This window comes from Mycolicibacterium novocastrense, from assembly GCF_001499835.1.
GTDB classification, from domain to species: Bacteria; Actinomycetota; Actinomycetes; order Mycobacteriales; family Mycobacteriaceae; genus Mycobacterium; species Mycobacterium novocastrense.
The window spans coordinates 198,042-210,080 of the sequence record NZ_LQIH01000012.1; the positions used below are offsets into that span (position 1 = coordinate 198,042).

The following is a 12,039-nucleotide window of genomic DNA, read 5'->3' on the forward strand; positions in this document are numbered from 1 at the left end:
GACAGCGCATGGCGCCGAGCGACGACCTGCCGATCACCGACTACGACCAGCTGCCGCTGACCGAGTTGCGGCACCGCATCCGTGCGCTCGACGAACCCCAGTTGCGGGCGGTGTTCGACCACGAGACCGAGCACGGTAACCGCATCCCGGTTCTCGAGGTGCTGCATGCGCGGCTCAAGGAGCTGACGCATGGCGCCGAGCCGTCGTCCGGTGACCCGGCCAATGCGCCCGAGGTGAGCGGTACGGCGGGCGGTTCGCCCGTGCAGGAGTCGACGGCCGCGCAGGCCAACACGCCGCTTCGGCACGGCGTCGCGAACCAGACGCCGGCCCGCGGCAAGCCATAAGCCCCCTTGCGCGCGCTCGGCGCGCCATCTCGCGGCAACCATTGACCTGAACGGCGGTTGAGGCCGCAAGATGTGGGCATGGCAACCGACGTGACGGCTGCGCTCGACGTGGCGGCCTACCTGGACCGGGTCGGCTACACCGGCTCGACGGAGCCGACGCTGTCCACCCTGCGAGCCCTGGTGGCGGCGCACAACCGGTCGATTCCGTTCGAGAACCTCGATCCGCTCCTGGGTATCCCGGTCGTCGATCTGAGCGCGGGCGCGCTGTCCCGCAAACTGGTGCGCCGTCGCCGCGGCGGATACTGCTACGAGCAGAACGGCTTGATGGGGTACGTGCTCGAGGCCTTGGGCTACAGCGTGCAGCGGCTCGCGGGCCGGGTGGTGTGGATGAACCAGTCGGGTGCGCTGCCCGCGCAGACGCATCAGGTGCTGTCGGTGCGCGTCCCGGCAGAGGACGGACCATGGTTGGTCGACGTCGGGTTCGGCGGACAGACGCTGACGTCGCCGATCCGGCTCGAAGCCGGTCCCGTGCAGGCGACGCGTCACGAGCCCTACCGGTTGCGCGAGCACGACGACGGTTTTCTGTTGGAGGCCGAGATCCGCGGGGAGTGGCAGCCGCTGTACACGTTCGAGACCCGACCGCGGCCACAGATCGATCTGCAGGTCGGAAGTTGGTACGTGTCAACGTTTCCCGAGTCGGGCTTTGTCACCGGCCTGTCGGTGGCGCTGGTCACCGACGACGCCAGGTGGAATCTGCGCGGCCGCAACCTGGCCGTGCACAGCGGGGGAGGGACCGAACGAGTGCGCCTCGACACGGCCGCCGACGTCCTCGCCGAACTGACCGGCCGCTTCGGTATCGACCTGACCGATCTGGGCGATCACCGTGATATCGAGGCCCGGGTTCACGAGGTGCTCGACAGCTGAACGCAGCAGGAATCGTCATGTTCTTTCGCTGGCGGCGCGACCATACTCGGTGTTCGTGACCACCGGACCGCGCCGCGACCGCCTACGGGAACTGCTCGACGCGGTCGTCGCCACACCCAACAGCGGGGTGGACAGCATGGCCCGCAGCACCCACGCCTCCGAATTCCACTTCTCGCGGGAAGTGCGCCGCCTGACCGGCGAGTCGCCCGCGGCCATGCGCCGCCGCATCATGCTCGAACGTGCGGCATGGCGGTTGCAACAGGGTGAGCGCGTGTCTGCCGTCGCGGCCGACGAGGGATGGTCGTCGGTCGAGGTGTTCTCGCGCGCCTTCCGGCGCACCTTCGGTGTGCCGCCGTCGAGGGCCACCGACGTCGAGTTCAGGGTCACCGCACCCAACGGTCTTCACTTCCACCCGCCGCATTCGCTGTGGCTCGACAACGCGGGGGACGCCAAGGAGCCCGACATCTCTGTGCTGATGGTGGCGCACGACGTCGCCGACACCGCGTATCTCCTGGACCGCGCGAGCGCCTTGACCGAAGACCAATGGCGAGAAGAACTCTCGCCCGGACAGGTGGTTCTCGACTGGGACGGTCCCGAACCCAGCGTCGGAGCTGTGCTCGGTGCGGTCGTGTGGACCAAGCAGGTGTGGTTGGCCACGATCGAAGGCCGCGATTTCCCGGACCGCTCGGCCACCCGACCCGAGACCACCACGGCCGCGCAGTTGGCCCGGCATCACGACGACATCGCAAAGCGCTGGACGGCAACGGTTTCCGAGTACACCGCCGACGGTCGGATGGGGGACACCGTCATCGACGCGCTGTGTGATCCGCCCGAGTCGTTTCAGTTGTACGGCATCGTCGCCCATGTTCTGCAGTACGCGGCGCACCGGCGCGGGCTGGCCCGAACGATGCTGGCCCGCCACGGATTCGACACTCACCGCGGAGATCCGTTGGAATGGATGAGGGGCAACTGATTTGGCGACGGTCTACTACACGGCGTCCAGCCTGGACGGTTTCATCGTCGACGAGCACGACAGCCTGGACTGGCTGACATCACGCGACATCGACCGGAACGGACCGTTCCATTACGACGAGTTCATCGCCACGGTCGGCGCCGTGGTGATGGGTTCGGCGACCTACGAATGGATCGTGCGCAACGAGCCCGGTGACTGGATGTACGAGCAGCCGTCGTGGGTGCTGACGCGGCGTCCGCACATCGTCGAGCGCGGACACGACGTGCATACGTTCGCCGGCGACGTCGCCGACCTCCATCCGGAGTTGCTCGCCGCCGCGGCGGACAAGAACGTGTGGGTGGTCGGTGGAGGCGATGCCGCCCGACAGTTCGTCGAGGCGGGACTCATCGACGAGATGATCGTCAGCTACGCGCCGTGCTCGCTCGGTGCGGGTTCACCGGTGCTACCGGTCCGCTCGGAGTGGCGGCTCGTCGAGGCGGCGGTGAACCGGGACTTCGTCTGCGCGCGGTGGCGCTGCGCTCAGTTGCGGTCGGGCACACCGTAGCGGCAAATGAAATCCCTTGACCTGATCAGGAATTCGACCTGCGCGGCGACGTCGTGGAGCGGGTCGACCGAGCGCGTCGAGCGGCACAGCACCACCGCCCCCTCGAGTGCCGCGATGCAGGTGATCGCAAGGGAGGCCGCGTCGGATTCGTCGAAACCGTCGGAGACGAACGCGCGGGTGAGCGCGTCGCGCCAGTGGCCGAAGATGCTGCCCGCCACGGTGGTCAGCTGCGGTTCCTCGGCGGTTGACCCGATCGCCGCCGCCACCACCGGGCAGCCGGCCGCGAAGTCGCTTTCGACGAGCAGTTCTTCCCAGAACGTCACGAAGTTGCGGACCAGATGCATCCCGCCCTTGGCTGCCGCGTCGTCGATCTCCTTGGTGATCGCGTCACCGGCATAGCACAGCGCCTCGCGCAGGATCTGGTTGCGGCCCCCGGGGAAGTGGTAGTACACCGACCCGCGTGGCGCGCCGCTGCGGGCGAGTACTTCGTCGATCGTGACGCCTGCCGCGCCGCGCTCCCGCAGCACTTCGGCGGCGGCGACCAACATCTTGGTGCGCGTCGAACCGCGTTTGTTCACGGTTTTGGTCACGACGGAAGACAGGTCAACCTCCAATGGCGCGGTCAAGCTGCGGGCGTGCGACGCAGGTGCGCCGGGCGCCAACCGAGCGTACGGGGGCTGAGTCGAAAGATCCGACGATCGTGCACGCGATGGGTGAACCGGTATCCGGCGACGTTGACTTCAATGACCCACATCGGGTGCCTCCCTGCTATGACGTCGAGCATAAAACCCGCAACACACAGGAGCAACAAATGTATTCCACATCACAACACGCACCTTGATAGGCCCAGCTAGATGCCGGTACCGGCGTCGGCCGCCCGCACGTCGCCGCGACCGTCGATTATGTAGAGGACCATAATTTGGACTGGCACGGTGACCTGAGCTGAAGTGCAGGTCGCGGCTGGATCGGACGGCTACGCTCGGCCCCACGCGAACGAAAGGCGCTCGTCATGGGCCACTACAGAAGCAATGTGCGGGATCTCGTATTCAATCTCTTCGAGGTACTGGGTCTCGACAAAGCGCTCGCGACCGGCGAGTTCGGCGAACTCGACGGCGATTCGGTGCGGCAGATGCTCGACGAAGCGGCCCGGCAGGCCGAGGGGCCGCTCGCCGAGTCGTTCGCCGAATCCGACCGACACCCGCCCACGTTCGATACCGCCACCCATGAGGTGCCCCTGCCCGAGCCGTTCAAGAAGTCATTTCGGGCCTGGCAGCAAGGGGAGTGGTTCCGCGTCGGGATGGCCGAGGACATCGGCGGCGTGGCGGCGCCGGCCGCCGTGGAGTGGGCGATCAACGAGTTCGTCCTCGGCGGCAATCCGGCGGTCTTCATCTATCAGGCCGGATCGAAGATGGCCGACATCCTTTACGGCATCGGCAACGAACTACAGCGACACTGGGCCGCGCTGATGGTGGAACGCGACTGGTGCGCGACGATGGTCCTGACCGAACCCGACGCCGGTTCCGACGTGGGAGCCGGCCGCACCAAGGCCGTCCAACAGCCCGACGGCACATGGCATCTCGACGGGGTGAAGAGGTTCATCACCAACGGCGACGCCGGCGACCTGTTCGAGAACATCGTGCATCTCGTGCTGGCCCGCCCCGAGGGCGCGGGACCGGGCACCAAGGGCCTGAGCCTGTTCATCGTGCCGAAGTTCCACTTCGACCCCGAGACCGGCGAGCTGGGTGAGCGCAACGGCGTCTTCGTCACCAACGTCGAGCACAAGATGGGGCTGAAGGTGTCGGCGACGTGCGAGCTGACCTTCGGTCAACACGGTGTGCCCGCCGTCGGATGGCTGGTCAACGACTCCCACAACGGCATCGCCCAGATGTTCAAGGTCATCGAGTACGCCCGGATGATGGTGGGCACCAAGGCGATTGCCACGTTGTCGACGGGTTATCTCAACGCGCTGGACTACGCCAAGACCCGCGTGCAGGGCGCGGACATGACCCAGATGACCGACAAGACCGCGCCGCGGGTGACCATCCTGCACCACCCGGATGTGCGCCGCGCGCTGCTGACACAGAAGTCCTATGCCGAGGGCCTGCGGGCGCTCTACCTGTACACCGCCGCCCACCAGGACCCCGCCGTCGCGCAGATCGTCTCCGGGGCCGACGCCGAGATGGCCGGGCGCGTCAACGATCTGCTGCTGCCGATCGTCAAGGGTGTGGGGTCGGAACGGGCATACCAGTGCCTGACCGAATCCCTACAGACGTTCGGCGGTTCGGGCTTCCTGCAGGACTATCCCATCGAGCAGTACATCCGCGACGCCAAGATCGACTCCCTCTACGAGGGCACCACCGCGATCCAGGCGCAGGACTTCTTCTTCCGCAAGATCGCCCGCGACCAGGGTGCCGCGCTGGCGCACCTGGCCGGTCAGATCCAGGAGTTCGTCCGCAGTGACATCGCGCGTGCAGAACTCGCCGGCGGCCGCGCCCGGTTGGCCACCGCGCTGCAGGATGTGCAGGCGATGGTCGCGGCCCTGACCGGATACCTGGTGTCGGCGCAGGAGAACCCCCGCGAGCTGTACCGCATCGGCCTGGGGTCGGTGCCGTTCCTGCTCGCCGTCGGCGACCTGGTGATCGGCTGGCTGTTGTTGCACCAGGCAGAGATCGCGCTCGCGGCCCTCGACGGCGACGTCTCCGACAGCGACCGGGCGTTCTACACCGGCAAGGTCGCGGCGGCGAACTTCTTCGCCGAGCACATGTTGCCGCTGTTGACCGCTGCGCGAGGGATCATCGAGACCATCGGTCTGGACGCCATGGATGTGCCGGAAGACGCGTTCTAGTCCTCGGGGGTGTAGCCGAACGGGAGCAGCACGCTCTTGTGCTCGACGTAGGCCTCGATGCCCTCGGGGCCGTTCTCGCGGCCGATGCCGGAGTTCTTGTAACCGCCGAACGGAGCACCGGGATCGAACGCGTACATGTTGACCGCGTACGTGCCGGTGCGGATCTTCGATGCGACCTCGAGCGCCTTCTTGTTGTCGGTGGTCCACACCGAGCCCGCCAGCCCGTACACCGAATCGTTGGCGATACGGATCGCGTCCTCTTCGGTCTCATACGGAATGACCGCCAGCACGGGTCCGAAGATCTCCTCCTGGGCGATCGTCATCGAGTTGTCGACGTCGGCGAAGACGGTCGGCTCAACGAACCAGCCGTTGTCCAGACCCTCGGGCCGTCCGCCGCCGGTGACGAGGCGGGCGCCCTCTTCCACACCCTTCTTGATGTAGGACTCGACGCGGTCGCGCTGTTTCTCGGAGATCAGCGGGCCGATCGCCGCGTTGGGATCGTCGGGCAGGCCGACCGGCATGGCGCCGATGAAGTTGGCGACCTTCTCGACGACCTCCTCGTAGCGGGACCGGGGCGCGAGGATGCGCGTCTGCGCGACGCAGGCCTGCCCGCTGTTCATCACACCCGAGAACCCGAGCATCGGCAGGGTCGAGTCCAGATCGGCGTCCTCGAGGATGATCGCGGCGGACTTACCGCCCAGCTCGAGCGTGCACGGCTTGAGCTTCTCGGCGGCGATCTTGGCGATCTCCTTGCCGACCGCGGAGCTGCCGGTGAACGTGTACTTGTCGATCTGGTCGCTGGCGGTCAGCGCGCGACCGGTCTCGGGGCCGCCCGGGACGATCGACAGCACCCCTTCGGGCAGGCCGGCCTCGGCGAACATCTCGGCCATCGCGAACACCGACAGCGGTGTCTCGGCGGCGGGCTTGAGCACCACGGTGCAGCCGGCCAGCAGCGCCGGACCGAGCTTGTTGGCGGCCAGGAAGAACGGCACGTTCCACGCGGTGACGGCACCGACCACGCCGATCGGTTCCCGCACGACCATCGTCTGGCCGTAGATGCCGTCGCGAATCTCCTTCCAGGAGAACTTGTCGGCCGCACCCGCGTAGTACTGGAACGACGACATCGCCGCGCCGTACTGCATCATGTCGACGATGGTCTGCGGCTGGCCGGTCTCGGCGGCCAGCAGGAACTTCAGCTCGTCGCCGCGCTCCTCCATCAGCTTCACCGCCGCCGCCAGCACCGCGGCACGCTCCTGCGGCGACTTGTGCGGCCAGGGACCCTCGTCGAACGCCTTGCGGGCGGCGGCGCAGGCCGCGTCGACGTCGGCGGCCGACGCCAGCGGCACCTTGCCGACCAGTTCACCGGTCGCCGGGGAGTGCACCTCGATCACATCGGAGGTGGCCGGTTCGACCCACTTACCGCCGATGAACAGCTTGTCCCATTCGGTCTTGAACGCGGTGCTCTGTGTCATGGCCGTCACATTACCTACCTCGGGTCAAAACGAGAACCTGTTGCAGTCGGGGGGCTCAGGACCAGCACCAGATTGCTGACCAGGAACTCCCGCAGCACCGGTACCCGGGTCAGCGGCCAGGCCCATCGCGGGTGGTAGCGGGGAAAAGCGGCGACGAGCGCGCCCGTGCTTTCCGCCCAGTCGAGCCCGTCGGCGGCCGACACCGCGAACAGTGACGAGCCGTAGTTGTTCTTCGGCCGATGGCCGTGCCTGCGGGTGTACCGTCGCGCGGCGCGGGCGCCGCCGAGGTAATGCCACAGCCCGGTCTCGTGCCCGCCGAACGGGCCCAGCCACACCGTGTAGGACAGCACCACCAACCCGCCGGGCCTGGTCACCCGCAGCATCTCGGCGCCCATCCGCCACGGGTGCCGCACATGCTCGGCGACGTTCGACGACAGGCAGATGTCGACGCTGTCGTCGGCGAACGGCAATGCCATCCCCGAGGCCCGCACAGAGGTGGCCGCGGTCGCCGTTCCGGGCGCGGCATGCATCTCGGCCGGATCCGGCTCGACGCCGATATAGCGAAAACCCCTGTCGGAAAAGGCTTCCGCGAAATAGCCCGGGCCACCGCCGACGTCGAGCACGATCCGGCCGGCCGGCGTCGATCCGTCCGCATCGAGCCACAGATCGGCGACCATCTCGGCGGTGTCCTCGCCGAGCGCGCCGTAGAACCGTGCGGGGTCGGGTTGCTCGAAGCGAAACTCCGCGAGCAGGCGCAGCGACCGGGACAGCGTCGCCCGCTCGGCGAAGCGGTCCGGAACTGGCATGGAACCGAAGACTACGCAGCGACGCGACCGGACTACGCTGTTGGCGATGTCTGACCGTCCGCTTCGATCGGTGCTGCTGCTGTGCTGGCGCGACACCGGCCACCCTCAGGGTGGCGGCAGCGAGGCCTACCTGCAGCGCATCGGCGCGCAATTGGCCGCTTCAGGTGTCGAGGTCACGCTGCGCACCGCGCGCTACCCGGGCGCCGCGCGTCGCGAGATGGTCGACGGGGTCCGGATCAGTCGCGGCGGTGGGCGCCACACGGTCTACATCTGGGCGGGGCTGGCGATGGTGTTGGCGCGCATCGGGCTCGGACCGCTGCGCCGTGTGCGGCCCGACGTGGTGATCGACACCCAGAACGGCATCCCGTTCATGGCGCGACTGGCCTACGGTCGGCGCGTCGCCGTACTCGTGCACCACTGCCACCGCGAGCAGTGGCCGGTGGCCGGGCCGGTGAAGGGCCGAATCGGCTGGTTCGTCGAATCGAGGCTCTCGCCGCGCGCGCACCGGCGCAACCAGTACGTCACGGTGTCGCTGCCGTCGTCGCGCGATCTGGCCGCGCTGGGGGTGCGGCATGGACAGATCGCGGTGGTGCGCAACGGGCTCGACGAGGCCCCGGCCGCGACGTTGTCCGCGCGGCGCGCGCCGGCCCCGCGGGTCGTGGTGCTGTCACGTCTGGTGCCGCACAAGCAGATCGAGGACGCGCTCGAGGCTGTCGCCGCGCTGCGGGCGCGCTTCCCGGGGCTGACGCTCGACGTCGTGGGTGGCGGCTGGTGGGAGCAGCGCCTTGTCGAACATGCCGCACTGCTCGGCATCTCCGATGCGGTGACGTTTCACGGCCACATCGACGACCTGGCGAAACACCGTGTGCTGCAAGAGGCTTGGGTGCACGTGCTGCCGTCGCGCAAAGAGGGCTGGGCGCTGGCGGTCATCGAGGCCGGTCAGCATTCGGTGCCCACGATCGGCTACCGGTCGTCCGGTGGGCTGACCGATTCCATCGTCGACGGTGTGACCGGCGTGTTGGTCGACGACTTCGACGGCCTGGTCGGCGGTTTGGCTGAACTGCTGTCCGATCACGTGTTGCGCGAGCAACTCGGAGCCAAGGCACACGTCCGCTGCGGTGAGTTCTCCTGGCAGCAGAGCGCCGAGGCGATGCGCACCGTGCTGGAATCGGTGCACCGCGGCCAGTACGTCAGCGGCGTCGTCTAGCCATCGCCGCGAACAGCGACAGGCCCGCGCCGGCGAGAAGCATCGCCAGCCACGCCCCGTGTGCGGCCATCACGACGGCCCGGCCGTCGGCCGGCGGCGATGATCCACCGACGCGATACAGCGTGAGGTCCTCATCGGTGTAGGCCACGGGCAAGGGCAAACGCACTGTCGGACCGCCGGATTCGACGCCGCTGGATTCAACCACGACCCATCCGACGCCCGCGTCGGCGAGCAGTTGGCGGTCGGCGCTCTCGACGAGAATCTCCTGCACATCGCGCGCCCGCTGACCTTCCCCGTACACGGTCCGCTCGCCGATCTGCAGATCGCCGGTGGTCAACACGTCGGCGCGCACCCAGCGGGGCAGCGGATCGAGCACCGGAGCCTCGCCCGCCCACTCGAATCGGCGCATGCTGCCCATCGGCATCACCGCGACCGTTCGCGGGTCTTCGTTGATCAGAGCGGCCACCTTCGCCCATCCCGGCGGGTACTGCACGGCCGCGACCCGGCCGCCGACCCCCCACGCCAGGTCCGGCAGCGTCGCGATCAGCACGACGCAGCACAGCGCCGCGGTCGCCGCCGCCGGCAACCAGCGTCGCGCGAAGACCACCGCCGCCGCCCCGGCCACCGCATAGCCGGGCATCGCCAACGCCACCCACTTCTGCCCGTCGCGGACCACCCCTAGGCCGGGCAGGGCGCGAACCGCCGCCTCGACCAGGATGAGCCCGGGCCCGGTGGCCATCAGCGCGGGCACCACGACCGCGGCCCCGGCCAGGACCATCAGCGGAACGGCCGCCGGTCGACGCAGCACAACCGGTAAGCCGAGGGCGACCACACCGAGCAACACCGCGGTGCCAACGATCGCGAAAAGCGTTGTGCGCGAGGGTGGTACCGCGTCGGCGTTCCAGATGCCGCCCAACCCGGCCAGGCTGAACAGCGTTGCCAGGCCCGGTTCGGCGCGCGCGGCGAACGCGACGACGCCGTCGGCCTGCGACGACTCCAACGACTGCGACACCGTCGCCGCGACCAGCCACGGCAGCGCCGCCACGACCGTCATCGCCGTCGCCAGGCCCGCACACCGCCACCGCGCCCACCCGTCGCCGGGCGCGAAAACACACACGAGCGCGACGGTCGCCGCCAGCATCAGCCCCGTGGGCGTCAGCCCGGCCAGCGCCATCCAGAACGCCAACGCCCACACCGGAGCCCACCGCGCCGACTCCCGCATCTGCAGCACGGCCGTCGCGACCCACGGCAGGCACCCGTAGCCGACGAGCAGGCTCCAGTGCCCCTGCAGTAGCCGCTCGGCGACATACGGGTTCCACACCGCAACCGTCGTCGCCACGCATTGACCGGCGAGCCCCGACTCGGGCACCAGCGCGGCGGCCAACCGCGCCGCACCCCAGCCGGCCAGCCACAGGCCCGCGACCAGCAGCGCCTTGGCCACCACCCCGCCGTCGACCACCGACGACACGACGGCCATGAAGAAGTCCTGCGGAAGGGCCCGCGGTGCGGCCTCGGACAGTCCGAGCGCGGCGTCGGACAGATACGAGCGCGGTGTGGACACCGCGTCACGCAACAGCAGATACCCGGGTGCGAGCAGCGGCGCCGTCACCACCAGGGCGAGCACCAACGCGTAGGCCGGTCCGACGACCGACCGCCCGATCAGACCGGTCTGTCCGGGGGCAGGTCGGTCGGTCGAGATGTCGGGATCTTCTCGGTCTTGGCTTCGGCGCCCGGGACCTTGATCCCCTGGGTGTCGAAGAATCCGTGGTCGGCCTCGTCGAGACCGGGGTCGATCAGCGCGGACTCCGCGCGCAGGCTGAACGAGCCGAGCAGCGCGCCGCCGACCAGCAGCACCAGCCCCATCGCGGTGAAGGTGATCGGCAGGATGCGGCCCCACAGCGCCACCCGGTCCCGCTCGTCGCCGGCGCTGGCGACCTGGGACTCGACGGTCTCCTCGTTGAACGTCACCTTGAAGTCGACGAACGTGACCTCGGGCTTGAGCGGCTCGCGGGCGTAGTAGTGGTAGCCGTGCTCGTCCTTCTTGACGATCGTCCCCGATACCGGGTCGACCCAGAAGGTGCGCTGCGCGGCGTAGTACCGCGACATCGTGATCGGCTCGTCGGGCTCACCGGGCACACCCCACATCGCCGCGCGGGCGGTGACCTCGCTGTCGGCGTCGTCCTCGTAGAGCGACGCGTACTTCACCGGCTCCACGAGCTTGCCGTCGGAGTCGTAGCCGACGTTCTGGGTGAACCGGTAGGTGGTCAACCCGTTGACGTCTTCTTCGCCGTCGTAGTTGGCGTCGAACGCCTTCTGCGCGATCGGATCGAAGACGGAGTAGGTCTTCTTCTCGGTGTCGAAGGGGAACCGGAAGGCCAGGCCCTCGTGTGGCAGCGCGATGTTGGTCGGCGGCTTGTCGTCCTCCATGGCGCGCGGTTTTTGCACCGCGCCGCCCGGATTGCTCTCGCTGGACACCGCTTCGGCGGTGCTGCGGTTGACGGTCACGGTGTCGACCAGCGCCAACAGCAGGCCCGCGTCCTGCTGTTTGTCGGTGCGGCGCAGCGTGGAGCCCACCTGCATCGTCACCACGTCGGCGTTCGACGGCGACTCCACCGTGAGCTGCTCCTGTTGGACCATCGGCACGTCCCGGTCGACGACGAACCGCTCGGCGTTCAGCGACGCGGGGTCGAAGGCCGTACCGCTGCCGTCGCTGATCAGCGTGGCATCGAGGTCCAGCGGGATCTTGGCGATCTTGCTGTGGGTGTAGGTGGACAGCAACAGCGCGGCGATCAACAGGGCAGCACCCAGCCCCAAGATCCCGCAAGCCGCAATCCGCAGCGCCACTGCGCGGTTCAAACCGTGCCTCCTTCAACTGCGGTATGCCCGCAGAAACCCGTTTGACCCTAACAGCACAATTTAAGGTC

At 68.4% G+C, this 12,039-nt stretch carries 11 protein-coding genes; 6 read left to right on the forward strand and 5 right to left on the reverse strand.

Going from position 1 to position 12,039, the window contains the following annotated elements:
* Nucleotides 1-8 precede the first annotated feature (8 nt).
* The 4 genes from AU072_RS11280 (at nt 9) to AU072_RS11295 (ending at nt 2,785) form a co-directional block, all read left to right on the forward strand.
* Complete coding sequence (locus AU072_RS11280; protein ID WP_064413861.1) at nt 9-344, forward strand: DUF8129 domain-containing protein; 336 nt, start codon at nt 9-11, stop codon at nt 342-344.
* A gap of 78 nt (nt 345-422) precedes the next feature.
* Entirely contained in the window at nt 423-1,268 is an 846-nt protein-coding gene (locus AU072_RS11285) for an arylamine N-acetyltransferase family protein (protein WP_064413862.1), read from the forward strand.
* A 49-nt stretch (nt 1,269-1,317) separates the two neighbouring features.
* Nucleotides 1,318-2,241, forward strand: coding sequence for a helix-turn-helix domain-containing protein (locus tag AU072_RS11290; RefSeq protein WP_235629826.1), 924 nt, complete (start codon nt 1,318-1,320; stop codon nt 2,239-2,241).
* 1 nt (nt 2,242) lies between these two features.
* On the forward strand, nt 2,243-2,785 hold the full coding sequence (locus tag AU072_RS11295; protein WP_064413863.1) for a dihydrofolate reductase family protein: 543 nt from the start codon (nt 2,243-2,245) through the stop codon (nt 2,783-2,785).
* Here the strand turns inward: AU072_RS11295 and AU072_RS11300 are convergent.
* Nucleotides 2,761-3,333 carry a TetR/AcrR family transcriptional regulator gene (locus AU072_RS11300; RefSeq protein WP_064414028.1) on the reverse strand — a complete coding sequence of 191 codons (573 nt, stop codon included), beginning with the start codon at nt 3,331-3,333 and terminating at the stop codon, nt 2,761-2,763. The genes AU072_RS11295 and AU072_RS11300 overlap by 25 nt on opposite strands.
* A gap of 461 nt (nt 3,334-3,794) precedes the next feature.
* Between AU072_RS11300 and AU072_RS11305 the strand changes: the two genes are divergently transcribed.
* Nucleotides 3,795-5,630: an acyl-CoA dehydrogenase gene (locus AU072_RS11305; RefSeq protein ID WP_064413864.1), complete on the forward strand. Its 1,836-nt coding sequence runs from the start codon at nt 3,795-3,797 to the stop codon at nt 5,628-5,630.
* Here the strand turns inward: AU072_RS11305 and AU072_RS11310 are convergent.
* Both AU072_RS11310 and AU072_RS11315 read right to left on the reverse strand, forming a co-directional pair.
* On the reverse strand, nt 5,627-7,102 hold the full coding sequence (locus AU072_RS11310; RefSeq protein WP_064413865.1) for an aldehyde dehydrogenase: 1,476 nt from the start codon (nt 7,100-7,102) through the stop codon (nt 5,627-5,629). The genes AU072_RS11305 and AU072_RS11310 overlap by 4 nt on opposite strands.
* Nucleotides 7,103-7,116: 14 nt before the next feature.
* Complete coding sequence (locus AU072_RS11315; protein ID WP_064413866.1) at nt 7,117-7,908, reverse strand: class I SAM-dependent methyltransferase; 792 nt, start codon at nt 7,906-7,908, stop codon at nt 7,117-7,119.
* 46 nt (nt 7,909-7,954) lie between these two features.
* Here AU072_RS11315 and AU072_RS11320 point away from each other — a divergent pair, with 46 nt between their 5' ends.
* Complete coding sequence (locus tag AU072_RS11320; RefSeq protein WP_064413867.1) at nt 7,955-9,115, forward strand: glycosyltransferase family 4 protein; 1,161 nt, start codon at nt 7,955-7,957, stop codon at nt 9,113-9,115.
* On the opposite strand, the gene AU072_RS11325 is transcribed toward AU072_RS11320, so the two are convergent.
* Together AU072_RS11325 and AU072_RS11330 are read right to left on the reverse strand one after the other, a co-directional pair.
* A complete protein-coding gene (locus AU072_RS11325; RefSeq protein ID WP_082680735.1) occupies nt 9,099-10,739 on the reverse strand; it encodes an MmpA family trehalose lipid delivery protein in 1,641 nt (546 codons plus the stop codon). The genes AU072_RS11320 and AU072_RS11325 overlap by 17 nt on opposite strands.
* Nucleotides 10,740-10,774: 35 nt before the next feature.
* Nucleotides 10,775-11,971 carry a cell envelope lipid trafficking protein PgfA gene (locus AU072_RS11330; RefSeq protein ID WP_064413868.1) on the reverse strand — a complete coding sequence of 399 codons (1,197 nt, stop codon included), beginning with the start codon at nt 11,969-11,971 and terminating at the stop codon, nt 10,775-10,777.
* Between the last annotated feature and the right edge of the window lie 68 nt (nt 11,972-12,039).

Bases quoted from the DNA above. Each gene is read 5' to 3' on its own strand.
- AU072_RS11280 (WP_064413861.1), top strand. From the start codon at position 9: ATGGCGCCGAGCGACGACCTGCCGATCACCGACTACGACCAGCTGCCG.
- AU072_RS11285 (WP_064413862.1), top strand. From the start codon at position 423: ATGGCAACCGACGTGACGGCTGCGCTCGACGTGGCGGCCTACCTGGAC.
- AU072_RS11300 (WP_064414028.1), bottom strand. From the start codon at position 3,333: ATGTTGGTCGCCGCCGCCGAAGTGCTGCGGGAGCGCGGCGCGGCAGGC.
- AU072_RS11305 (WP_064413864.1), top strand. From the start codon at position 3,795: ATGGGCCACTACAGAAGCAATGTGCGGGATCTCGTATTCAATCTCTTC.
- AU072_RS11310 (WP_064413865.1), bottom strand. From the start codon at position 7,102: ATGACACAGAGCACCGCGTTCAAGACCGAATGGGACAAGCTGTTCATC.
- AU072_RS11315 (WP_064413866.1), bottom strand. From the start codon at position 7,908: ATGCCAGTTCCGGACCGCTTCGCCGAGCGGGCGACGCTGTCCCGGTCG.
- AU072_RS11320 (WP_064413867.1), top strand. From the start codon at position 7,955: ATGTCTGACCGTCCGCTTCGATCGGTGCTGCTGCTGTGCTGGCGCGAC.